At 69.5% G+C, this 23,122-nt stretch carries 18 protein-coding genes; 4 read left to right on the forward strand and 14 right to left on the reverse strand.

All coding sequences use genetic code 11. From position 1 onward, the window contains the following. Positions 1 to 143 precede the first annotated feature (143 nt). Positions 144 to 2,267, reverse strand: a complete 2,124-nt coding sequence (locus tag G6048_RS10440) for a DNA gyrase/topoisomerase IV subunit B (RefSeq protein ID WP_165339197.1) — start codon at positions 2,265 to 2,267, stop codon at positions 144 to 146. 445 nt (positions 2,268 to 2,712) lie between these two features. Here G6048_RS10440 and G6048_RS10445 point away from each other — a divergent pair, with 445 nt between their 5' ends. Beyond that, entirely contained in the window at positions 2,713 to 2,943 is a 231-nt protein-coding gene (locus tag G6048_RS10445; protein ID WP_165339198.1) for a DUF7455 domain-containing protein, read from the forward strand. A gap of 242 nt (positions 2,944 to 3,185) precedes the next feature. Here G6048_RS10445 and G6048_RS10450 read toward each other — a convergent pair whose 3' ends face one another. The 6 genes from G6048_RS10450 to G6048_RS10475 all read right to left on the reverse strand — a co-directional run bounded on the left by G6048_RS10450 (position 3,186) and on the right by G6048_RS10475 (position 11,640). After that, positions 3,186 to 4,004 carry a S1 family serine peptidase gene (locus G6048_RS10450; protein WP_165339199.1) on the reverse strand — a complete coding sequence of 273 codons (819 nt, stop codon included), beginning with the start codon at positions 4,002 to 4,004 and terminating at the stop codon, positions 3,186 to 3,188. A gap of 155 nt (positions 4,005 to 4,159) precedes the next feature. After that, on the reverse strand, positions 4,160 to 5,701 hold the full coding sequence (locus G6048_RS10455) for an RNA polymerase sigma factor (protein WP_328825732.1): 1,542 nt from the start codon (positions 5,699 to 5,701) through the stop codon (positions 4,160 to 4,162). Positions 5,702 to 6,128: 427 nt separating this feature from the next. Next, positions 6,129 to 7,016 (reverse strand): FadR/GntR family transcriptional regulator, encoded by an 888-nt coding sequence (locus tag G6048_RS10460; protein ID WP_165339200.1) that lies wholly within the window; start codon positions 7,014 to 7,016, stop codon positions 6,129 to 6,131. A gap of 153 nt (positions 7,017 to 7,169) precedes the next feature. Beyond that, positions 7,170 to 8,942 (reverse strand): ABC transporter ATP-binding protein, encoded by a 1,773-nt coding sequence (locus tag G6048_RS10465; protein ID WP_165339201.1) that lies wholly within the window; start codon positions 8,940 to 8,942, stop codon positions 7,170 to 7,172. A gap of 91 nt (positions 8,943 to 9,033) precedes the next feature. After that, a complete protein-coding gene (locus G6048_RS10470; RefSeq protein WP_165339202.1) occupies positions 9,034 to 9,792 on the reverse strand; it encodes an NUDIX hydrolase in 759 nt (252 codons plus the stop codon). 279 nt (positions 9,793 to 10,071) lie between these two features. Then, positions 10,072 to 11,640, reverse strand: coding sequence for a DUF4192 domain-containing protein (locus G6048_RS10475; protein WP_165339203.1), 1,569 nt, complete (start codon positions 11,638 to 11,640; stop codon positions 10,072 to 10,074). 132 nt (positions 11,641 to 11,772) lie between these two features. On the opposite strand from G6048_RS10475, the gene G6048_RS10480 reads away from it, so the two are divergent. Continuing rightward, a complete protein-coding gene (locus G6048_RS10480) occupies positions 11,773 to 13,935 on the forward strand; it encodes a RecQ family ATP-dependent DNA helicase (protein WP_165339204.1) in 2,163 nt (720 codons plus the stop codon). Between the two features lie 221 nt (positions 13,936 to 14,156). After that, positions 14,157 to 14,783: a hypothetical protein gene (locus G6048_RS10485; protein ID WP_165339205.1), complete on the forward strand. Its 627-nt coding sequence runs from the start codon at positions 14,157 to 14,159 to the stop codon at positions 14,781 to 14,783. Positions 14,784 to 15,025: 242 nt separating this feature from the next. On the opposite strand, the gene G6048_RS10490 is transcribed toward G6048_RS10485, so the two are convergent. The 3 genes from G6048_RS10490 to G6048_RS10500 all read right to left on the reverse strand — a co-directional run bounded on the left by G6048_RS10490 (position 15,026) and on the right by G6048_RS10500 (position 17,154). Beyond that, on the reverse strand, positions 15,026 to 15,655 hold the full coding sequence (locus G6048_RS10490) for a hypothetical protein (RefSeq protein ID WP_165339206.1): 630 nt from the start codon (positions 15,653 to 15,655) through the stop codon (positions 15,026 to 15,028). A gap of 68 nt (positions 15,656 to 15,723) precedes the next feature. Continuing rightward, entirely contained in the window at positions 15,724 to 16,425 is a 702-nt protein-coding gene (locus tag G6048_RS10495) for a ribonuclease HII (protein WP_165339207.1), read from the reverse strand. Between the two features lie 105 nt (positions 16,426 to 16,530). Then, a complete protein-coding gene (locus G6048_RS10500) occupies positions 16,531 to 17,154 on the reverse strand; it encodes a TetR/AcrR family transcriptional regulator (RefSeq protein ID WP_165339208.1) in 624 nt (207 codons plus the stop codon). 171 nt (positions 17,155 to 17,325) lie between these two features. Here G6048_RS10500 and G6048_RS10505 point away from each other — a divergent pair, with 171 nt between their 5' ends. Continuing rightward, complete coding sequence (locus G6048_RS10505; protein ID WP_165339209.1) at positions 17,326 to 18,873, forward strand: MFS transporter; 1,548 nt, start codon at positions 17,326 to 17,328, stop codon at positions 18,871 to 18,873. A gap of 75 nt (positions 18,874 to 18,948) precedes the next feature. On the opposite strand, the gene G6048_RS10510 is transcribed toward G6048_RS10505, so the two are convergent. The 4 genes from G6048_RS10510 to G6048_RS10525 form a co-directional block, all read right to left on the reverse strand. Next, the gene (locus G6048_RS10510) at positions 18,949 to 20,775 is read right to left on the reverse strand and encodes a DUF4153 domain-containing protein (protein WP_165339210.1); all 1,827 of its coding nucleotides are present in this window, start codon (positions 20,773 to 20,775) and stop codon (positions 18,949 to 18,951) included. A 141-nt stretch (positions 20,776 to 20,916) separates the two neighbouring features. Then, positions 20,917 to 21,828 carry an ADP-ribosylglycohydrolase family protein gene (locus G6048_RS10515; protein ID WP_165339211.1) on the reverse strand — a complete coding sequence of 304 codons (912 nt, stop codon included), beginning with the start codon at positions 21,826 to 21,828 and terminating at the stop codon, positions 20,917 to 20,919. A 13-nt stretch (positions 21,829 to 21,841) separates the two neighbouring features. After that, complete coding sequence (locus G6048_RS10520; protein WP_165339212.1) at positions 21,842 to 22,501, reverse strand: histidine phosphatase family protein; 660 nt, start codon at positions 22,499 to 22,501, stop codon at positions 21,842 to 21,844. Between the two features lie 119 nt (positions 22,502 to 22,620). Beyond that, positions 22,621 to 23,122: DUF4937 domain-containing protein (locus G6048_RS10525; protein ID WP_206341422.1), on the reverse strand; the 502-nt coding region annotated here is incomplete at its 5' end.

The following is a 23,122-nucleotide window of genomic DNA, read 5'->3' on the forward strand; positions in this document are numbered from 1 at the left end:
CATGCCTCTTCTAGGGGCGCGGGGCTGTGTCAATTTGCGGCTCCGCCGCGATGGGGTTCCCCCCTCGAAGCGAAGTCGAGAGTGGGGGAACGATCAGCCCCAACGACCCCGCAGCTTCGATCCTGCCCTACCCAGCGGAGCGCCTACGCATCGATGCGAGAACGGTCCAGCGTCGCAGCCGAGTTGGAGATGAACTCCTTGCGCGGCGCCACCTCGTTCCCCATCAGCAGGTCGAAGACCTGCTCCGAGGCTTCCAGGTCGGAGATGTTGATGCGGCGCAGGGTGCGGTGGCGCGGGTCCATCGTGGTCTCGGCCAGCTGGTCGGCGTCCATCTCACCAAGGCCCTTGTAGCGCTGGATGGAGTCCTTGTACCGGATGCCCTTGCTCTGGAACTCCAGCAACTTGTCGCGCAGTTCGCGGTCCGAGTACGTGTAGACGTACTTGTCCTGGCCCTTCTTCGGCTGGGTCAGCTCGATGCGGTGCAGCGGCGGAACCGCGGCGAACACCCGGCCCGACTCGACCATCGGCCGCATATAGCGCTGGAAGAGCGTGAGCAGCAGGATGCGGATGTGCGCGCCGTCGACATCGGCGTCGACAAGAAGGATGATCTTGCCGTAGCGGGCCGCGTCGATGTCGAAGGTCCGGCCGGACCCGGCTCCTATGACCTGGATGATCGCCCCGCACTCGGCGTTCTTGAGCATGTCCGAGATGGACGCCTTCTGGACATTGAGGATCTTGCCGCGGATCGGCAGCAGCGCCTGGAACTCGGAATTCCGCGCGAGCTTGGCGGTGCCGAGCGCGGAGTCACCCTCGACGATGAACAGCTCGCTGCGCTCCACGTCGTCACTACGGCAGTCGGCGAGCTTGGCGGGCAGCGACGAGGACTCCAGGGCCGTCTTCCGGCGCTGCGCGTCCTTGTGCTGACGGGCCGCGATACGCGTACGGGCGGCGGCAACGGCCTTCTCGAGGACGACGCGGGCCTGCGCGGCCGTGTCCCGCTTCGTGGAGGTCAGGAACGCCTTGAGCTCCTTGGAGACCACGTTCGTCACGATGCGACGGGCCGCCGAGGTGCCGAGCACCTCCTTGGTCTGGCCCTCGAACTGCGGCTCGGCGAGGCGCACCGTCACCACCGCGGTGAGGCCCTCCAGGGCGTCGTCCTTGACGACGTCGTCCTCGGCGACGCGCAGCAGCTTCTTCGTGCGCAGCACTTCGTTGACCGTCCTGGTGACGGCCTGCTCGAAGCCCGCGACATGGGTGCCGCCCTTGGGCGTGGCGATGATGTTGACGAACGACTTGAGCGTCGTGTCATAGCCGGTGCCCCAGCGCAGCGCGACATCGACGCCGAGCTCACGGGTGACCTCGGTGGGCGTCATCTGGCCGTGGTCGTCCAGGACCGGGACCGTCTCCTTGAAGATGCCCTGTCCGGAGAGACGGAGGACATCGCAGACGGGCTTGTCGCTCGCCAGGTACTCGCAGAACTCGCTGATGCCTCCGTCGAAACGGAAGGACTCCTCGCCCTTGCTGCCCCCCTCGCCGAGCCCGTACTCATCGCGGACGACGATCGTCAGTCCGGGCACCAGGAAAGCCGTCTGGCGGGCGCGCTGGTGCAGCGTGTCCAGGGAGAGCTTGGCGTCCTTGAGGAAGATCTGGCGGTCGGCCCAGTAGCGCACGCGCGTGCCGGTGCGGGTCTTGGGGATCCTCTTGAGCTTGCGCAGACCGGCCGACGCATCGAAGGCCGCGTCCGGACCGGCCCCCTTGAAGGCACCGGGCGTGCCGCGCCGGAAGCTGACGGAGTGCGTGTGCCCCCCTCGGTCCACCTCGACGTCCAGGCGGGCCGACAACGCGTTCACCACGGAGGCACCCACGCCGTGCAGGCCGCCGGAAGCCGCGTACGAGCCGCCGCCGAACTTGCCGCCGGCGTGCAGCTTGGTCATCACGACCTCGACACCGGAGAGGCCCGTTTTGGGCTCCACGTCTACGGGGATGCCGCGGCCGTTGTCCCGCACCTCCACCGAGGCGTCGTCGTGCAGGATCACCTCGATGTGGTCGCAGTACCCGCCCAGGGCCTCGTCCACGGAGTTGTCGATGATCTCCCAGAGGCAGTGGAGCAGACCGCGGCTGTCGGTCGATCCGATGTACATGCCCGGGCGCTTCCGCACGGCCTCGAGCCCCTCGAGGACGAGCAGGTGCCGCGCGGTGTAGTTGGAACCGTCCCGGTCTGCTCCGGTCAGCAGCGCTGTGGACGGCACGGACGTCTCGGCGGTCACGCGGTTCGCTCCTCGCTGAATTTCAAGTGGGGCCCTTTAGGGTAAGGACCGGCTTCGGTCGCCGGTCCGAGGGTACCGAGGCCTGGTAGAGCCGTTGTAACGCCACCCTCCTCTGAGACTCAGAGTAGTCCAGGGTCGCATGCCTGTTCGATCCCTCGATGGAGTGAAGTACATATCACGTTCCCTTCCAGGCATGAACCATTTAGGCTCCGGGCACGTCCTCATGAACAACCGGCAACCCAGCCGGGAGGACTTGACCCTGACAGACAGCGCGAACCCGTAAAGATACAAAGACACGCAATACGGCTCATTCGCCGCCAACCGGCAGCAGACAGCCGACTCGGAGTGAGATTTTTTCCGAGGCAGAGTCCCGAGCGGGAACGTTTTGGGCCTGGTTGGATGTTGACCCTGGTACGACAGCTCGTCGAGCTAGAGAAGAGGCGACGTGACTACTGTTCTGACCCCCGCGAGCCCGCTGACGGCCGCTGACCGCTGCGACCGTTGCGGCGCCCAGGCATATCTGCGCGTCGTCCTCCTCAGCGGTGGTGAACTGCTCTTCTGTGCCCACCACGGGCGCAAGTTCGAGCCGGAACTCAAGAAGATCGCCGCTGAGATACAGGACGAGACGGAGCGGCTGACGGCCGTCCCGGCAAGCGCCAACGAAGAAGAGCGCTGACACTTCGCATCCACGACGAGCCAGCACGGCACAGGCCGGTGACCGGGCGGCTGTCCCTGGCAATCAGGGGCCGCCGCCCGTAGTCATGCCCGGTCGGCCCGGACAACCCAGCAGGCGGCCACGCCTGTACATCTCAGCCGGCGACCGTGGCTGTACGTACCTGTCGACGGCTGTGGCTATACGTCCCTGCCGCCCGCCCTGCCTGTACGTCCCTGCCGCCCGCCGTGGCTGCTACGTACGCGTCAGCGGCCCGCGCCCAACTCCGTGATGGCGCCTGAGACCCGCGTATAGACACCTGGGCCCTCGGCCCGTCCACAGCCGTTCCCCCACGACACAAGGCCGATCAGCCGCCCCTGGGCGACCAGAGGCCCACCGCTGTCCCCCTGACAGGCATCCCGGCCGCCATCCAACTCCCCGGCGCACAGCATGGAGTCGGCCAGATACTTCCCTTCCGCACTGTCCGGATACGCCTCCGCACAGACAGAGTCGGACAGCACCCGTACCCGGGCGGCCCGCAGAGCGTGTGCGAAGTCACCCCTGCCCGTCGTATCGCCCCAGCCGTAGACCACGGCGTCCGTTCCGGGCCGGTAGGCCGCGTCACCGGAGCCCGCCGTGCGAATCACCGAGCTCGCGGGCAGCGGCTCGGTGAGAGTGAGCACAGCGGCGTCACCGGCGTTCGTATGGCTGTCGTACGCCGGGTTGACCCGGACCGCGCGCACCGGGATCTCCTTGCCCTCGTCTCCCAGCAGGTCCCCGCGCCCGGCGATCACCTTCAGATCGCGGATCTGCCCGAGGGGTGCGCCCAGCGCCTCCTCGCCGAGACAGTGGGCGGCGGTCAGCACGGTCGACCGGCCGATCACCGCGCCCGCACAGAACTGCCCGGCCCGCGTACCCCCGAACCGGTCACGACTCGCCAGCGCCACCGTCCAGGGGCTCTGGGAAATCTCGACGGGATAACCGCCGATGACGACCCTGTCGGCAGCTGCCGGAGCGGGGGATGCCAGCGGCATCACGGCCGCAACGGCCGTGAGAGCCAGCGCTCGTACATGGGGCCGACGCATTAGCGCTCCTCACTCTGAGGTGGTCATGGAGAACCCAGAGTGATCCACGAGGCGGTGACGCGCACTTCACGCACGCCGAGGGCCCGGCCCCCTGTGCGGGAGACCGGGCCCTGGTGACGTACGGCCGGGAGCCAGGACTGCCCGGCGGACCAGACCTAGTCGAGGTAGTCGCGCAGGACCTGCGAGCGCGACGGGTGACGCAGCTTCGACATCGTTTTGGACTCGATCTGGCGGATGCGCTCGCGCGTGACGCCGTAGACCTTGCCGATCTCGTCGAGCGTCTTCGGCTGACCGTCGGTGAGACCGAAGCGCATGGAGACGACGCCCGCCTCGCGCTCAGACAGGGTGTCGAGGACGGAGTGCAGTTGCTCCTGGAGAAGCGTGAAGCTGACTGCGTCGGCCGGCACGACTGCCTCGGAGTCCTCGATGAGGTCGCCGAACTCGCTGTCGCCGTCCTCGCCCAGCGGCGTGTGCAGGGAGATGGGCTCGCGGCCGTACTTCTGGACCTCGATGACCTTCTCCGGGGTCATGTCGAGCTCCTTGGCCAGCTCCTCCGGGGTGGGCTCGCGGCCCAGGTCCTGGAGCATCTGACGCTGCACGCGCGCGAGCTTGTTGATGACCTCGACCATGTGCACCGGGATACGGATGGTGCGAGCCTGGTCGGCCATCGCGCGAGTGATCGCCTGACGGATCCACCAGGTGGCATACGTCGAGAACTTGTAGCCCTTGGTGTAGTCGAACTTCTCCACCGCGCGGATCAGACCGAGGTTGCCCTCCTGGATGAGGTCCAGGAAGAGCATGCCGCGGCCGGTGTAGCGCTTGGCCAGGGAGACCACCAGACGGAGGTTGGCCTCCAGGAGGTGGTTCTTGGCGCGGCGGCCGTCCTCGGCGATGATCTCCAGCTCACGCTTGAGCTTGGGGGCGAGCTTGTCGGCGTTGGCCAGCTTGTCCTCGGCGAACAGACCGGCCTCGATGCGCTTGGCGAGCTCGACCTCCTGCTCGGCGTTGAGGAGCGGGACCTTGCCGATCTGCTTGAGGTAGTCCTTGACGGGGTCGGCCGTGGCACCGGCCGCGGCGACCTGCTGCGCGGGCGCGTCATCCTCGTCCTCGTCCGACAGGACGAAGCCCTGGGCGCCGTCCTCGGCGGGCTCTTCGGCACCGGGCTTGCCGGTGCCCGGGGTCTCCTCGACCGCCTCTTCGTCGACCGCCTCGACGTCGTCCTTCTTGGCGGCGGTCTTCTTGGCCGGCGCCTTCTTGGCGACGGCTTTCTTCGCGACGGCCTTCTTGGCGGTCGCCTTCTTGGCAGCGGCCTTCTTGACGGGCGCGTCCTCGGCGGGAGCGTCGACGGCAGGCATCGCCGGAGCGGCGGTGGCGGTGGCCTGCTCGGCCGTCGCCGTGTTCGCCGCGACGGTCTTGGTGGCGGTGCGCTTGGCCGGACTCTTCGCTGCGACGCTCTTTCGGGTGCGCTTGGGCTCTGCGGCACTGACCATCAGCGTCACACCCTCTTCCTCGAGGATCTGGTTGAGGCTGCGCAGTACGTTCTTCCACTGAGTGGCCGGAATCTGGTCAGCTTCGAAGGCCCGACGCACGTCATCGCCGGCGATCTGCCCCTCAGCCTTTCCCCGCTCAATGAGCGCCATGACAGAGACGGACTCGGCGATCTCCGGCGGGAGCGTACGGGATGTGCTGGCCGACACGAACAACCTCTCGGAACGTTGGAAAACGGCTTCCGGCCCCGTCCACTGTGGACCGGAGCCGACGACCGTCGACTGGGGGATGAGCCGACGGCGCGGGCGGGGGGCCGCGAAGATGCACAGCGCCATGAACGGCGTCCGTATTCCCTCGTCGGCTGTCACCTCTTAGGTCATCGCGCTGTTCCGAGGAGTGTTACGCCCAATCTGCGTGGCCCGAGTCACACCCCGTAAAGGGTCAAATGCGACCAAATACGGTCAAAGGTGACCAACCGGCTGGCGCAAGGGTTCCTCATACCGCCGGACTCTGCCGAATCCCAGAGAGATTCGGCAGAGTCCGGCGGCAGGATCCGGCAGAGTCCGGCGGCGGGTCGTCCGCCGACCGCGCGATGCCGAGCGAGGGGATACGCCCCGACTACGCCTCGGTGCGCGGTCAGTGCTCGCGCGGGGCGGGCACCACGCGTTCCACCTCGGGGTGGACTGTGAGCAGTTGACGCATGGCGGTCTCGGCCGCCGCTCCATCACCAGCGGCCAGGGCGTCCACGATCCGGGAGTGGTGCGCGAGGGAGATCTCGTTCGGCCGGTCGCAGCCGGCGACCGGGCCGCCGGAGACCTGGAGGGCGGCCGACACGATCCCGGAGAGGTGCTCCAGCATGCGGTTGCCGGCGACCTGGATGAGGAGCGAGTGGAACTCCGCGTCGGCGCGCGAGAAGGTGAGCGCGTCGCCCTGCGCCATGGAGTGCCCCATGATCTCGACCATGTCGGCGAGCCGCTGCTGCACCTCCTCGCGTCCGTGTCCGGCGGCGAGGCGGGCGGCCAGCGGCTCGATCGTCCAGCGCAGCTCGCTCAGCTCACGCCGCTGGTTGTCGCGCTGCGGTCCGTAGGCCCGCCACTCGATGATGTCCGGGTCGAGGAGGTTCCAGTCACTGACGGGCCGTACCCGTGTGCCGACATTGGGGCGGGCACTGACCAGGCCCTTGGCCTCCAGGACGCGGAGTGACTCACGGACGACGGTGCGGGAGACCTCGAACCGCTGGCCGATCTCCTCAGGGACGAGCGGGCGGTCCGCTCCGAGGTCTCCGGAGACGATCATCTGGCCCAGCTGTTGGACGAGTTGGCCGTGCAGGCCGCGGCCGCGGGATCCCGCGGCACGCCTGCCCACGCGGCCCAGCTCAGGGTCCGTGCCCTCCCACACGGGGGCGCCGACGCGATCGACGCCGGGGGCCTCCGCGTAGGGGTAGCGGTCGAGTTCGCCCGGGCCGGCCAGGCCGGAGTCTGCGGAGCGGGCGGCGGTCATCATGGTGTGCGCAAGGGTACTCACGCATCCTTTGTCGGCGTCGCCCCCAACTGCCTTGAGGTCTTTGGTGAAAAGCACACGAAAGGGTGATCGCTCACCCCATCGCAATTGACGCCTTATCGGAAAGAAATGGGCGTTCACCGATGAGTTGTACGCATCGGGGAACGCCTGTGCCGCTCAGAACGGCGATTGGACCCTGACGCGCAGGGTCGTGAACAGGTACGTGCAGAGCAGGACGGCGAGCGACAACACCAGTGCACCGCCGACGGGTTGGGTGATCACCTGCGCTCCGGCGGCCAGATATCGCTCGCCGCCGAAAGGCCACTGCGCTAGCACGAACTCCCGTAGTCGTGTCGAAAACCCGGCCGCGGTCCGCACGGACGGCCCCTCCAGGAACTTGTGCACCAGGGGTACGACGAGGATCGGCACGGTGAGAACGGCCGCAAGTCCGGCGGCCGTCGACCGGAAGACGCCCGCGGCCAGCACGCCCGCCCAGGCGCAGCCCACCATGAGGCCGATCCAACTGGCGCCCAGCGAAAGCCAGTCGGCGGGAACTCCGGCGGCCTCCCGTCCGTAGACGATGTAGAGGAGTTGGGCGTCCACGCCCACCGTGAGGATGGCCAGGATCAGCGCGGTGGCGGCGGCGACGAGGAGTTTGGCGGCGAGCAGTCCCAGGCGGCGGGGAACGGTGCCGCGGTCCGCGGCCAGGGCGGGGTGGCGGAACTCGTCGCCGAAGGCGACGGCGCCGAGCAGCCCCGCGCCGAGCGCCGCGGGCGGCAGCGGGAATTGCTGCGGCCACGCGGCGAGCAGCCGCGGCTGCGGCGTGTGTCCCACCCGTGCCAGGAGTACGGAGGTGACGGCGGAGGTGACGAGCACGGCTGCCACGGTGAGGTAACCGGTGCCGACTCCTGCCGCGCGGCGCAGTTCGTAGCGCAGTGGACGCAGCGGGTTGCGGCTTTGGCGGACCGTGATCGGGGGAGGGAGGGGGGCCGGCTCATCCGTGGCCTCCGGCTCGGCGGGCCCCGGAGAGACCTCGGCCTCCTGAGGGTCATCCGCGGGCGGCCAGTCGGCCGTGGGTCCCATGTCGCCGATTTCGTCGGCCAGTTGATGTACGAGGATGCCGTTGCGGTACGCGGTTTCACCCACGTCGGCACAGGTGCTGCCGTACACCGAGAGGCGGTTGCCGTCCTCTGGCACGACTTCGACGGAACGCCGTGTGGCGCGAGCCTCCTTGGCGAGGAGGGCGGCGAGCCGGGCGGCGTGAGGGCTGCGAACGGCGACGCGAGGACGGAGCCGGGTGCGGGCGAAGTCGGCGACCTCCTGGTCGGCTACGAGCCTGCCCTCCTCGATCGTGACGACCCGGTCGGCGTTCCGCGCGGCCTCCTTCGGATCGTCCATGGTGAAGAGCACGGTGCCGCCTCCAGCCGCGTACGCGCGCAGAACTCCGTGCAGCCAGCGGCTTTCTCGGACCGAGAGCCCGTCCGCAGGGGCGTCGAGAACGAGCGTGTGCGGGTCGGCCAACAGCGCGCAAGCAAGGCCCAGACGACGATCCATGCCTCGCGAGAGCGTGCCGAGGCGTTCATCGCGCAGGCTGACAAGGCCCACCATTTCGAGGACTTCGTCGGCGCGGCGCATGGGCACACCCACGGCGGCGCACAGCATGCGGAGTTGACCGCGGACCGTGCGTGCTGGATGGCCCGGCACCTCTCCGAGGAGCACGCCCACTTCGCGTGCGGGATGAGGGACGCGATGCAGCGGACGGCCTCTGAAGTGGGTGACACCACGGCCCTGTTGGAGCTCGAGCATCAGCCTCAGCACCGTCGTCTTGCCTGCGCCCGGGGCTCCGAGAAGTGCCGTGACGCGTCCCGCGTGCGCCTCGAAGGACACGTCGTCGACGGCGGGCGGAAGCTCCCTGCGGGGGTTGCTGGTCAGTCCGATGGCCTGGATCACCCAAGGCAAGATAGCGCGATATGTACGGGTTTTCCGGCACCCTGGCCCCACCCGGGAAACGACCCTCGCACCGGTCGAGCCGATACCCGTGTCAGACCTCGGGGCGCAGCATCGGCGGATTGAGCAGTGTGGCGCCGCCCGCACGGAAGAGCTGAGCGGGGCGGCCCCCTTGCCGGGTGGTCGTACCGCCGGTGGGCACCAGGAAGCCGGGAGTGCCGGTCACCTTGCGGTGGAAGTTGCGGGGGTCGAGCGCCACTCCCCACACCGCCTCATACACACGACGCAGCTCGCCCACGGTGAACTCGGTCGGGCAGAAGGCAGTGGCCAGCGATGAGTACTCGATCTTGGAACGGGCGCGTTCCACGCCGTCGGCCAGGATCTGCGCGTGGTCGAAGGCGAGCGGTGCCGCCTGTTCGCCGTCGCGGCCGTACCCACCCCGCTGGAGCAGCTCCTCGACGGGGGCCCAGCGTGCGCTGTTCGCGTCACCGCCCGCCCTGGGCGCGGGCAGATCGGGGGCGAGCGCGAGGTGGGCGACGCTGACGACTCTCATCCTCGGGTCACGCTTGGGGTCGCCGTAGGTGGCGAGCTGCTCCAGGTGCGCACCGTTGTCCTGCGCGGGGGCGTCCGGGTCGTGGGCACACAGACCGGTCTCCTCGACCAGTTCCCGCGCCGCGGCCTGCGCCAGGTCCTCGTCGGGCCGCACGAACCCGCCGGGCAGCGCCCACCGCCCCTGGAACGGGGGCTCGCCCCTCCGTACCGCCAACGCGCACAGAGCATCGCGGCGCACGGTCAATACGACCAGGTCAACGGTGACGGCAAAGGGCGGGAAGGCTGACGGGTCGTAGGGCATGTCGCGATCATAGTCGTCTGCCTGACGATAAGCACTCCTTTCGCCGGTCACCGGGACGACTGATCCACTCCGCCCCGATACGGACGTCGTGGGAGGCCGCAGGCTTTTGATCCCACCCTGTACTACGAACCCTGACTCCCGGCCGCACCCTGTTGACCACTTCCGCGACCGTAGGAAGTACGCACTCGAGCCCGGACCATCCCCGGATCGTCACTCTCAGCAGCCGAACCCAAACCCGAAGCCAGGCCGCCATCAATACCCCGTGCCTCTCCCCCATCCTCATGTGTCGCTCCTCGTTTCCCGACGCCCGGCCCCTCGACGGGACCGGGAAGGGCCGCCCGTGCTGTCGCCGACCCGGCCTCGACCGTCCGCCGCGGTAGAGCCCTCGGCGGCGGGCCGGGGGCGGCGCGTACCTCCCGGCCCGGTGGGACGTCGGCTCGGATGGCTGGTGGGGCTGCCTGTGGACCGCGTCCTGCGTCGGCGAGGGGACGCCGTCCGCGTCGGCGGCTTCGGGGTCCGGCCGGACGGCCCGTTGGAGTCGGCGCACGGCGCCGAGGCAACGCTCGCCTCGGACCCCGCCACCGCGCCGCCGCGATCGGCGCGTTCCTTCCGGAGGCACCGGCGGATCGACTCGGGATCCAGCCCCTCGTTGCATGCCTGGTGCAGAAGGCGTGCGAAGAGATACCCGGGATCCGCGCCGAGCGCCATCGCAAGGGCTTCACGAGCCTCCAGCTCGTCGCCAGTGGACCAGGCGACCCATCCCGCGAGGGTGAGCGGCGCCGCGGCGTGCTCCGTGTACGCACCGACACAGCGGCGGGCCAGGGCGCGCCACAGGCGCAACGCCGGACCCGCCTCGTCACCCTCCATCCACTCCGCCGCCCTGTCGCGCGTGGTGCGGTCCTGGAGGCCGAGGATCAGAGTGGCGGCCTCGTCGTGGGCCAGTAGCTCGTCATCGCGGAGATCCGCCGGAAGCGTGCCCGACAAGGGTGGGGCATCGGCGAACCGGCGCATGAGCCGGTCGGCCAGTTCCAGGGCCTGGGCCGCCACGTCCGTACGGCTTTCGTCGTCCAGGATCCTGGGAATGAGCGCCACGCTCACGGCGTTCAGCGCGGACTCCTGCTCCAGCGCCGCCGCCGTCTCCCAGGGAGTGAGCCTTGCCCTCAACTCCCTCAGAGAGCCCCGCACTTGGAGACCGGCGTATGTCGCTGCGGCGGCCAGGACCGAGGTGCCGGGCAGGCCCATGGGCGTACCGCCGAGAGGACAGCACTCCTCACTGGGACAGCAGTACGACCAGAAGCGGTTGTCCGTGATGCAGAGCGCCTCGACGACGGGGACATCGAGAACGCCGCACGCCGTGCGCAGCAACTGCGCCAGCGGGCGCAGCCGTTCCATGACCTCCCACCCGGACTCGTTGTCCCTCGGCTCCTGGCAGAGGAAGGCAACCATGCTTTCGACTGGTGCGCCCCTGCGTTCGCTTCCCTTGACGAGACCCTGAGCCAACTGCTCGGCCACGGCCGGCCAGTCGTCCTCGTTGCCAGGGATGCCGAGGCGCGCTCGCCCGCCGAACCGGCCCCGCCCGTCCCGGTCATGCAGGGCGACGAGCACGATGCTGTCCTCGGGCCGGTACCCGAGCAAGTACGGCAGCGCATCGGCCAGTTCGGCCGGAGTCCGGAGCGTGACCTGGTGCTCGGCGCACGGGACACCGTCCGCCCCGCTCCCCGCACCGACGACACTTCCCCCCGCGCGATCTTCCCTGTGGCCGCCGCGCTCACTCCCTTCCCCGCACTCGTCTCGCCCGCTGATGTCACCGTTGCCGGAAGTCCCGGCCGCTTCGCTGTGATTCGTCATGTGGTGACCATCGCGCGAATTCCGGAATCCCGCTTTACCCTGTGGATAACCACGATCATGATCACGTCAGAAGTTGTCCACAGTCCGCGGACGCGTTCGCGCGATGTCCGACCCATCGGGTTGCATGGGTCCATGACCAACGAAGACCTGCGCACAGCGGCCGATACCGTACTCGCCCGCCTCGTCGGCCCCGGGGCAGGCGACGCTCGGCTGCGCGAGGACCAGTGGCGAGCCATCGAAGCACTCGTCGCCGACAAGCGCAGAGCCCTGGTCGTGCAGCGCACCGGCTGGGGCAAGTCCGCGGTGTACTTCGTCGCGACCGCGCTCCTGCGTGAGCGGGGCGCGGGCCCCACGGTCATCGTCTCCCCGCTCCTCGCGCTCATGCGCAACCAGGTCGAGGCCGCGGCACGCGCCGGGATCCACGCGCGGACCATCAACTCGTCCAACACGGAGGAGTGGGACTCGATCCAGCACGAGGTGGCTGCGGGTGAGGTCGATGTGCTCCTGGTGAGCCCGGAGCGACTCAACAACCCCGACTTCCGCGACCAGGTACTGCCGAAACTCGCCGCGGCGACCGGCCTCCTCGTGGTCGACGAGGCGCACTGCATCTCCGACTGGGGCCACGATTTCCGGCCGGACTACCGCAGGCTGCGCACCATGCTCGCCGATCTCCCGCCCGGCGTACCCGTCCTCGCCACCACCGCTACGGCCAACGCGCGCGTGACGGCCGATGTGGCCGAGCAGCTCGGCACCGGTGGCAGCACCGACGCGCTCGTGCTGCGAGGCCCACTGGACCGGGAGAGCCTGAGCCTCGGCGTGCTGCGGCTGCCGGACGCCGCTCACCGGATGGCCTGGCTCGCCGAGCACCTCGGCGAGCTGCCCGGCTCCGGAATCATCTACACACTCACGGTGGCCGCGGCCGAGGAGGTCACCGCGTTCCTGCGGCAGTGCGGGCATCCGGTGGCGTCGTACACCGGGAAGACGGAGAACGCTGACCGGCAGCAGGCCGAGGAGGATCTGCTCGCCAATCGTGTGAAGGCCCTGGTCGCCACATCCGCGCTGGGCATGGGCTTCGACAAGCCTGACCTGGGCTTTGTGGTGCACCTGGGGTCGCCGTCTTCTCCGATCGCCTACTACCAGCAGGTGGGACGGGCGGGGCGCGGTGTGGACCATGCCGAGGTGCTGCTTCTGCCGGGCAAGGAGGACGAGGCGATCTGGCAGTACTTCGCCTCGATCGCCTTCCCTCCGGAGGAGCAGGTGCGGCGCACGCTGGATGCCCTCGCGCAGGCGGGCCGGCCGCTCTCGCTGCCCGCGCTCGAACCGCTGGTGGAACTGCGGCGTTCCCGGCTGGAGACGATGCTCAAGGTCCTGGACGTGGACGGCGCGGTCCAGCGGGTCAAGGGTGGCTGGATCTCCACGGGCGCCGCATGGACGTACGACGCCGAGCGCTACGCCTGGGTCGCCAAACAGCGGGCCACCGAGCAGCAGGCGATGCGTGACTACGTGACGACGACCGGCTGCCGGATGGAGTTCCTGCGGCGGCAGCTGGACGATGAGGGGGCGGCCCCGTGCGGCCGCTGTGACAACTGTGCCGGACCGCGGTTCGCCGACACGGTCTCCCCTGCCGCTCTGGACTCGGCGCGCGGTGAGCTCGGCCGCGCGGGTGTCGAGGTAGAGCCCCGGAAGATGTGGCCTACGGGCCTGCCCTCGATAGGTGTCGACCTGAAGGGACGCATCCCGGCCGGCGAACAGGCCTCGACCGGGCGGGCGTTGGGACGGCTCTCGGACATCGGCTGGGGCAACCGGCTGCGGCCGATGCTGGCCCCTCAAGCACCGGACGGGCCCGTTCCGGACGATGTGGCGAGGGCCGTGATCGAAGTGCTGGCCGACTGGGCGAAGGGGCCCGGCGGCTGGGCCTCGGGGAGCCCCGACGCACAGCCGCGCCCGGTCGGCGTCGTCACCATGGCCTCGCACAGCCGGCCGCGGCTGATCCAGTCGCTCGGGGTGCGGATCGCCGAGATCGGACGCCTGCCACTGCTGGGTTCCCTGGAGTACGCCGCGGGAGTTGAGGCAGCGCCGACTTCCAGGAGCAACAGTGCACAGCGGCTCAAGGCGCTCGACGGGGCGCTGGCCGTGCCGCCCGCCCTGGCTGAGGCCCTCGCGGGGGGCCAAGGTCCCGTACTGCTCGTGGACGATCTGACCGAGACCGGCTGGACACTCGCGGTGGCCGCACGCATGCTCCGGAGAACCGGTGCGCAGGGGGTGTTGCCGCTGGTGCTCGCTGTGCAGGCGTGATGTAGGCGTCGACGAGGAGGGCACTGTGCGGGGATATATGAGACGCATCCCCAGATAACAGTCAGTGGCCCTGATTGCTCGTTGCCGCAATCAAGTTCGGCAGGAAGAATTGGGGGCGCGCCCCCGCATGGCCTGTCCGAAGCCCGGTAGGGCTTTGCCGCGGTGCGCTCCCCCGTCCGACCCCCCGCCCGCAGTGTGGGCGCGTAGCCGAAGGGAGGACCGTGACCTTCGGATTCGCTCCGTCCCCGGCGGCATCGATGCCGACGTCCGCCGCGTCCGCCAACTCACTGGCCCGGATGCTCGAACCCGCCGAGTGGGCCGCCGCGGGGATTCCGCTGCTGCGCAATCCCCGGGAGGTTGTCAACGGGCTGCACTCCCGGCATCGGCCCCGGCCCGCGACCGCCATCGTGGCCGTCCTCGATCCGGAGGAACGGCTGCGGGCGAGCGCCTCGTTCACCAGGCGTCCGGCTCCGGCGGACGGCTGGATGTTCCGCAACGCGCTGCTCGCGCAGCTGCGCCGGGTCATCCCGCACGATCTGCGGCGCCGCACCCCGGTGCGTACGGCCGTGCTGCTCTACTGCCGTGAGGGCGACGCGCGTTGGACAGAGGAGGACGGGGCGTGGATGTGGGGGCTGCGGGACGCGTGCACCCTGCACGGGTTGCGCTGCGGGGCGTACATCACGCTGACGGGTGAAGGCTGGCAGGTCCTGGGTGAGGGGCGCGGCGGTCGTCACCCCAACGCGGGCTCGGCGCCGGAGTCCTTCGAGTCCTTCGCCACGGCAGAGGCACACCAGCCGCGCACCGGGGGTGCCGCCTCGGACGTACTGCGCCGCGCGGCGGCCCGCTGACTCGACGAACGAAGCCCGTCCGATCACCGTCAGCGGTCACGGGCGCCCCACGCGCGCGTGGAGCCCGGCCCCGATGAGCATTGACGCACTACAAGCCTCTACAGCGAGCCACGTGAAGCCGGGCACTGAGGCCCTGGCCACGCCGGTACGTCCCCCCGTACCGGCACACGCCGAACCGTCCACTGTGCACATGCCGCCAACGGCGGCACCCACCCCCCTTCAAGTTCAAGGGAAGCGGGTTCTCAGACCCCCGCCCCCAGCACCGCGTTGATCTTCTGCGGGTCGCCGCAGACGATCAGCAGGGTGCCGGCTCGGCCGAGGGCCAGTGGCAGGGCCGCGGCGGCGGCAGCGTCGGGACCGCCATTGACGGCGACGACGACCACGGGACGGGACGCGACACGACCGGCGACGGAGGCGTCGGCGTAGAAGACGTCGTCGCCCGCGTCGTGCTGCGCCCAGTACGCGGCGTCGCCGAAGGACAACTCGTGCGCGGCCCACGGATGCGGCTCGCCGGTGGTGATCACCAGCACCTCACCGGGGGCACGGCCCGTGTCGAGCAGCAGGTCGACCGCTTCCTCGGCGGCGTCCAGCGCCCCCTCGGCCGAGGCCGGGATCAGCTGGATCTGCGGAGCGGAGGAAGCGGCGGGGGCGGCCGGAGCGGACGGCTCCGGCTTGGCCACAGGCGTGTCGCGCGGCGCGCGTTGCGCCGGCGGCATCGGCCGGACTGCACCCGGACGACCGGGACGCGGCGGGGCCGCGGGACGGGGACCGGGTACGGGGCGAGGGGTCGGCGCGGTGCGGCCGTTGGCCGGAGTGGCGCGGGGACCCTGGGCACTCTCGTGAATCTGAGGCTCCTCGGGAATGAGAGGCATGAGCTGATTTTTATCAAACGCCGGTGCGACTCGCCCCGGCGGGTGGCACATGAGTGCGAGCGGAACCGTCAGAAATCGAAACCGAGCTGGCCTTCGATCTCCGGAACGCTTCCGTCCGCCCAGCTGCGGACCTTCTTGAGGTGCCGCCACTGGGGCAGCGCATCAAGATACGCCCACGAAAGCCGGTGATACGGGGTGGGGCCCCGCAACTCCAGCGCGGCCTTGTGCACGGGTGACGGATACCCGGCGTTGGTCGCAAAACCGAAGTCTGCATGTTCGATGCCCAGTTCGGCCATCAGTTTGTCACGCTGAACCTTGGCGATCACCGAGGCCGCCGCGACGGCCACGCACGACTGGTCGCCCTTGATGACCGGACGGACCCGCCAAGGAGTGCCGAGATAGTCGTGCTTCCCGTCGAGGATGATCGCGTCGGGGCGAACAGGCAGGGCATCCAGGGCACGTACGGCGGCAAGCCGCAGCGCGGCCGTCATCCCAAGGTTGTCGATCTCCTCCGGAGAGGCACTTCCCAGGGCGTACGACGTCACCCACTTCGTCAGCTCCTCGGCCATCTCGGTACGCCGCTTGATGGTGAGGAGCTTGGAATCGGTGAGGCCTTCGGGCGGGCGACGCAGTCCCGTGACCGCCGCGCAGACGGTGACCGGACCGGCCCACGCACCGCGCCCCACCTCGTCGACACCGGCAATGACCTTCGCTCCGGTGGTGGCGCGCAAGGAGCGCTCGACGCGGTGTGTGGGTGCTTCGTACGCCATGGCGGCACCAGAATACGCCGCCCGGAACCCCTTGCGACACCCAGGTTTCTCCGGGCAACCAGACAGGGACTTCAGCCACGGCTCGACTGCGGTGGCGGCATCACGTCATGCCACGTTCGGCCGCAGCAGGGGAACCATCAACTGGTCGACCAGCGCTTCCAGCTCCCGCTCATTCCATTCGCAGGCGCACACCTTCGAGCGGTACATCATCATCGCCGGCATGGCATCGAAGACATGACCGTTCACGGCCTCTGGCCGTACCTCTCCTCGGGCGATCCCACGGCGAATGATCTCCTCGACGAGCCGCGCACCCGGCTCCACGACCCCTTCGAGGATCACGGTGTGGAAGCGCTCGGCCGTACCGAAGTCGCACTCGTAAAGCACCGAGCGCAGCGCGTATCCAGGGCGGGAGAACATCACCTCACGCACCCGATGGCAGAGATCCAGGAGTTCTTCACGCACGCTGCCGAGATCGGGCGCGTGCTCCAGCTCCGGGAGACCGGACCGGAGCGCGTCCACGACGAGATCCTCCTTGGACGGCCAGCGACGGTAGACCGCGGCCTTGCCGGTCTGGGCGCCCGCGGCGACGCCCTCCATCGTGAGGCCGTTCCAGCCGACCGTACTGAGCTGATCGAGCGCGGCCTCGAGGATCGCGCGTTCGAGTACGGCGCCACGCCGACGCAGGGACGCCGGCTGAGCGGGGGCGGCCGTCAAGCGCGAAGTAGCCATCTGAGTATCTCCGTTGTGCGGGGGAGCGGGGATCTTCGGGGAAGACGAGCGGACCGGTGACGCGACACGAAAGCGATTCAGTGAACGCTTGCGTTCACTGACGGGGACTCACTAACGTTGACGCGACAGTGAACGCGAGCGTTCACTAACGTACTTGTGGGGGACCCAATAGTGACAACCTCTCAATTGACAAAGGACCAACAGCCAGGGGCGGCCCGCCGGGAGGGGCGTCCCGGCATCGCGCTCACCGTCATCGCGGCCTGCCAACTCATGGTGGTACTCGATGCCACGATTGTGAACATCGCACTCCCGCACATTCAAGACGCGCTCAAGTTCTCCACGACCGATCTCACATGGGTCGTCAGCGCGTACACGCTCACCTTCGGCGGTCTGCTGCTGCTCGGCGGGCGGGCCGGCGACATCCTCGGCCGGCGCCGGGTCTTCATGACCGGCATCCTGCTCTTCACATTCGCCTCGTTGCTCGGCGGTTTCGCCCAGGAACCCTGGCAACTGCTGGCCGCACGCGCCCTCCAGGGCGTCGGTGGCGCGATCGCGTCACCCACCTCGCTGGCGCTCATCACCACGACCTTCCCCGAAGGTCCTGAACGCAACAGGGCCTTCGGTGTCTTCGCCGCGGTCTCGGCCGGCGGCGGCGCGATCGGTCTGCTGGCCGGCGGCATGCTCACCGAGTGGCTCGACTGGCGCTGGGTGCTCTTCGTCAACGTACCCATCGGCCTGCTGATCGCGTTCCTCACGCCGCTTTACATCAGCGAGTCCGAACGGCATCCGGGACGCTTCGACATCGCGGGCGCGCTGACCTCGACGGCCGGCATGGCGTCCCTGGTCTACGGCTTCATCCGGGCCTCGGAGGAGGGTTGGCGCGACAGCCTCACCCTCGGGTCCTTCGGGGCGGCGGCGGTCCTGCTGCTGGCCTTCGGGCTGATCGAGTCCCGGGCCAAGGAACCGATCACGCCGCTGCGCATGTTCGCCGACCGCAACCGCTCCGGCACGTATGTGATCATGCTGAGCCTGGCCGCGGCCATGTTCGGCATGTTCTTCTTCATCGTGCTGTTCGTGCAGAACGTGCTGGACTACACGCCGATCGAGGCGGGCCTGGCCTTCCTCCCCGTCACGTTCGCGATCGCAATCGGTGCAGGCCTGTCGCAGCGGCTTCTGCCCGTGCTCGGCCCCAAGCCCTTCATGGTCGTGGGCTCGGCGCTCGCCGTGATCGGGCTCGGCTGGCAGACCTTCATCAGCCCGGACAGCTCGTACGCCGGCGGGGTACTGGGCCCGATGCTGGTGTTCGGCTTCGGCATGGGGCTGAACTTCGTGACGCTGACACTCACCGCGGTCTCCGGTGTCGCCCAGCACGAGGCGGGCGCGGCGTCCGGGCTGCTCAACGTCACGCAGCAGGTGGGCGGTTCGCTCGGTCTCGCCATCCTGACCACGGTCTTCGGTACGGCGAGCCGTGACGAGGCGGAGAAACAGCTGCCCGCATTCATGGCGAACGCCTCGCCCGAGCAGAAGGCGGAGTTCGCGCAGACGCAGCAACTGCCCGCTCCCTGGGGCAATGAAGTGCTGGCGCAAGGGATATCCACGGCCTTCATTCCAGCGGCGGCAATGGCAGTACTGGCCCTGGCCGTCGCCGCGTTGGTGATCCGGGTCCGCAAGAGCGACCTCGAGGCCCTGTCGGGGACCGCGGGACCCGCCGGGAGCTGACACACCGCCTATGCGAGCTGGTCGGAACCGCGTCCCGTGGACGACGGTCCGGCCAGCTCGGTACGTTCCCGTGCCTCAGCGGTACTGGAACTCGTCACGGAGCCGAAGGCACTCGTTCCAGTCCGCCTCGGCCGACAGCGGCCGGTCCTCGAGGATGCCGCGGGCCCGGGCCTCGCCCCAACTGGTGGCGTACCAGGGCTTGTTCTCCTTCTTCAGTTCCCTCGCGATGGGCTCGAGCGCGCAGGAGCGCAGCGGCTCCTCAAGCTTGTCGAGAGCCGGTACGGCGTCCGCGGACAGGCCGCGCGCGTAGTCGACGTCGAACTTGCCCTCCTCGCCGTCCTTGCTCGTGGCCTCGTACCGCTCGACGTTGCGCTCGGCGACCAGGCCGTCGGGCGAGACGAGCCCGAAGGCGAGCACACCCGCGGCGGCACTGACCATCACGGCGCGCGGCAGCCAGCGGGCTCCCCATACGCCGGCCGCCATGATGAGCACGATGACCAGGCCGAGCCAGAGCTCCACGGCCACCACCGAGATCCTCAGTCGCGTCAGTCCATACGCCTCCACGTACATGTCCATACGTCGCACCGCCGATGCCACGACAACGAGCGTGAGAACACAGAGAGTTCCCAGCACGGCGCGCACCAGCGTCCAGTCGCGCGCACCGTCGCGCGGGGCCCAGCGCAGGGCGAAGACGATGACGAACAGGGTGAGCAGCGTGACCAGGAGCAGCTGCCAGAAGCCCTGGCGCGCGTACTCTGCGTAGCTCTGGTCGGTCTTCTCCAGCACGGTGTCGTATCCACCGAACAGGACGGCGAGTTGGACGGCGTTGAAGGCCGCGAAGAGCACGACGAGCACGATCAGGGGCAGCGCCCACTCGACCCGGCCACGCTCCCGGCCCGGGGGCACCTCGACGCGGTCCCACTGCACGGGCGCGGCGGCCGTGTGTGCCGCCGCCAGCGCGCCGACCAGGCCGAGCACCAGCAGGACGAGATGCCAGGGGCCGCCGGAGACGGAGGCGTCCGGTATGAGGCCGCCGAGCAGATCCGCGAAGGCCGCGTCGGCCCCCGCGAACAGCGCCCCGAAGACGAGTAGCAGAACCGCGGCCACCGCGAGCGCACGCAGCACCGGGCCCAGGTTGCCTCGGGCACCGCCGAACCGTTCCCGCAGGCCTCGCCAGCCCCAGACGGGTCCGGTGAGAACCGAGGTGTACAGGCCGATCGGGCCGAACAGCACTCCGGTCCAGGTACGCCCGCCGTGCAGCGCGAGCGAGCCCGCGGCCACGGCGGCCACCACGGCGAGGAACGTCGGCCAGTCGGCGTCGCGCAGTGCCGGCACGGTCAGCAGGGCGAAGCCGCCGACGCCCCACACCAGCGTCCAGCGCCGCGGGGCGCGGCCGGCCGCCTGGGCTGCGAAATACGCGGCGAGCGCGGCCGGAATGGCCACCAGCAGGAGATTGAGGGCCAGTCCGTCGGTGAGCAGGAGCATGCTCAATACGCCGGTGGCCAAGGTGGCCCAGAGGGTGGCGGGGCGGACCGGGGCCGGGGCCCGCGCCTGAAGGTCCGCGAACCACCAGGCGGACTCGGCGACCGGGTAGCCCCAGTCGACGTCCTCTCCGTCGGGGTCGTGCCCGTCGGCGCCGCCCTTTGAGGAGGCGTCGCCGGAGTACGAGGCGGGGACGGCGTCCTCGGGCTCATCGGCATCGGCATCGGCATCGGAGGCAGGCTTCTTGGTCAAGGCGGCGGAGCGCTCACGGGAAGCGGCTCCCCCTCCTTCGAAGCGCTCACCAGCGCTCTGATCGGCACTCCCTCGATCTCCAGCTCCCGGCTTTCTCGGGTCGGCCTCGGACGGCGTGTCTGACACGGGACCCCCTCCCGACCGGTCCGCGGGCGGCTCGCAGCACATGGCTGGGCCGAAGCCAGGGGACCGGTGTCTCGTCGGCGCGCGCCCGAGATGATCAACGAGCGGCGTGGCGGACAGGGTATCCGCGGGTAAGCCGATGCGGCGGGGAGAGGGGGCTCTGTGTCAGGTCTGTGACAGTTGGGGTTACGCCCCGCTCTCCACCGACATCCAGTCCGGCAGGGCCTCCGTCCGTTCCGCCCACTCCGCAGGAGGCGCGCCTGCCTTCCCGGCGGCCACCACACCACCGACGATGGCGCAGTTCGTGTCCACGTCCCCGCCCGCCTGGGCAGTCGTCCAGAAGGCCCGCTGGTAGTCGCCGAGCGAACGTGCGGCCGACCAGAGCGCGAACGGCACGGTGTCGTGGGCGCTCGTACGCCGCCCGCAGCCGAGCACCGCGGCGACCGTCGACGCGTCGTCGTAGTCGAGCATGTCCCGGGCGCGCCGCAGCCCGGCCTCCACGGCGCTGTGCGGCACGAGGGCTATGACGCCGTCGAGCAGTGCCCCCGCGCCGGGCGGCCCGCCCGGGGCGGCGGCCAGCGCTGCCGCGGCGGCCACGGCCATGGCGCCGACCATGGCCTCGCGGTGCTGGTGCGTGGGGTACGCCGAAATCTCCGCCTGGTGCGTGGCCTGCTCCGGATCGTCCGCGTACCAGGCGCCCAGAGGTGCGATGCGCATCGCGGCGCCGTTCCCCCACGAGCCCTGCCCGTTGAAGAGAGCCGAGGCCAGCTCGCGCCAGTCGCCGCCCTCCCGGATCAGCCGCAACAGTCGGTTGACCGCGGGCCCATAGCCCCGGTCGAAGTCGTGGTGCTGCGCGAAGGAGCGGGCCAGCTCGTCCTGGTCGATACGACGGTGGGCAGCCAGAACGGCCACTACGGAGCAGGCCATTTCGGTGTCGTCGGTCCACTGCCAGGGGCCGGGCGGCAGGGCACGGCGCGTGAGCAGCGGGTAGTTCTCGGGCACGAAGAACTGCGAGCCCAGCGCGTCGCCCACCGCGAGTCCGCGCAGGGCGGCCAGGGTGCGGGCCAAGCGCCCGTCGGGAGAGGAGTCAGCGGTCATCGCCCTGCCAAATCTATCCGGTGACTCCGTACGGTTTCGGATCACGCCAGCGGTCGAACGGCCGGTCAAGTGTGTACTTGCCGTCCTCCCCGAGAACGAGCATCCGCATCTCCCCGTTCCCGGGGTTCACCAGGCATTCGAACTCCGCGACCGACCAGTGGAACCAGCGCATGCAGAACAGCCGCATGGCCAGCCCGTGGGTCACTATGAGCACGTTCGGCGGATGGTCGGGCGCCTCGAAGCTGCGGAACAGGCTCTCCAGGAAGCCGCCGACCCGGTCGTACACGTCGGCACCGGACTCCCCCTGCGCGAAGCGGTAGAAGAAGTGTCCGTACGCGTCGCGGTACGCCTTCTGGAGGCGTACGTCCTCACGGTCCTGCCAGTTGCCCCAGTCCTGCTCACGCAGCCGCGGCTCCTCGCGTACGCGCACCAGTTCGGGGTCGAGATGGAAGGCGCGGAACGTCTCGTGCGTACGGCGGTACGGCGAGACGTAAACGCTTACGCGCTCATGGCCGAACACCTCCCGAAGCCGCTTGCCCGTCTCTTCCGCCTGCCGCCACCCCGTCTCGGTGAGGGCCAGTGCGTGGTCGGGTTCGCGTTCGTACACGGTGTCATCGGCATTGCCCACCGACTCGCCGTGCCGGACAAGGACGATGCGCCGTGGTCGTGCCATGCCAAAACCCTAGATCGGATCTGGGCGGATCGAGCACTCACACGGTCCCCATACGACGGAGGTCACACAACTGTGACCGCTTCAGGCTGCCCGCGACCGAGCGTGACTGCCCATCCGCTTCAGACCGTCCAGCTCGGTTCCAGCTCCACGATGTCGCCCGCCAGGGCCGCGACGTCCGCCTCGATCTGGGCCCGAAGCGCAAGCCGCTCGACGCGCTCGGCACGGTACTTGCCGTGCTCGGCGGCCGACTGCCACATCGACAGCACCAGGAACTCATGACCGGGCGCCTCACCGAACAGCCCGCGCACCATGCCGGGTGAGCCGGCCATCGCCGGATTCCACACCTTCTCCTGCATCAGCGCGAAGTGCTCGGCCCTCTCTTCGTGGACGCGGCAGTGGGCCACCCGCACCAGGTCGGCGTCCGTGAAGCGCGGCTCGAAGCCGGTCTTCACATCGAACCGGTGATCGAAGAGTTTGACATGTGGATCCTTGAAGGTGCCGGACTGCGCGGTGGCCAGCCGGTCATGGGAGCGGGCCATGAAGGAGTCGTAGAAGGCACGGCTCTCCCAGAAGGCGAAGATATGGGCCACTCCGGGTCGTCCCCGACTCCAGCCCCCGCCC

Source organism: Streptomyces ureilyticus (genome assembly GCF_011045025.1).
Classification (GTDB): domain Bacteria; phylum Actinomycetota; class Actinomycetes; order Streptomycetales; family Streptomycetaceae; genus Streptomyces; species Streptomyces ureilyticus.

Excerpts from the sequence above, each read along its gene's own strand:
- G6048_RS10515 (WP_165339211.1), bottom strand. The coding sequence starts at position 21,828 with ATGACCGCTGACTCCTCTCCCGACGGGCGCTTGGCCCGCACCCTGGCC.
- G6048_RS10495 (WP_165339207.1), bottom strand. The coding sequence starts at position 16,425 with ATGGCGTACGAAGCACCCACACACCGCGTCGAGCGCTCCTTGCGCGCC.
- G6048_RS10520 (WP_165339212.1), bottom strand. The coding sequence starts at position 22,501 with ATGGCACGACCACGGCGCATCGTCCTTGTCCGGCACGGCGAGTCGGTG.
- G6048_RS10450 (WP_165339199.1), bottom strand. The coding sequence starts at position 4,004 with ATGCGTCGGCCCCATGTACGAGCGCTGGCTCTCACGGCCGTTGCGGCC.
- G6048_RS10470 (WP_165339202.1), bottom strand. The coding sequence starts at position 9,792 with ATGCCCTACGACCCGTCAGCCTTCCCGCCCTTTGCCGTCACCGTTGAC.
- G6048_RS10490 (WP_165339206.1), bottom strand. The coding sequence starts at position 15,655 with ATGCCTCTCATTCCCGAGGAGCCTCAGATTCACGAGAGTGCCCAGGGT.
- G6048_RS10475 (WP_165339203.1), bottom strand. The coding sequence starts at position 11,640 with ATGACGAATCACAGCGAAGCGGCCGGGACTTCCGGCAACGGTGACATC.
- G6048_RS10480 (WP_165339204.1), top strand. The coding sequence starts at position 11,773 with ATGACCAACGAAGACCTGCGCACAGCGGCCGATACCGTACTCGCCCGC.
- G6048_RS10500 (WP_165339208.1), bottom strand. The coding sequence starts at position 17,154 with ATGGCTACTTCGCGCTTGACGGCCGCCCCCGCTCAGCCGGCGTCCCTG.
- G6048_RS10510 (WP_165339210.1), bottom strand. The coding sequence starts at position 20,775 with ATGTGCTGCGAGCCGCCCGCGGACCGGTCGGGAGGGGGTCCCGTGTCA.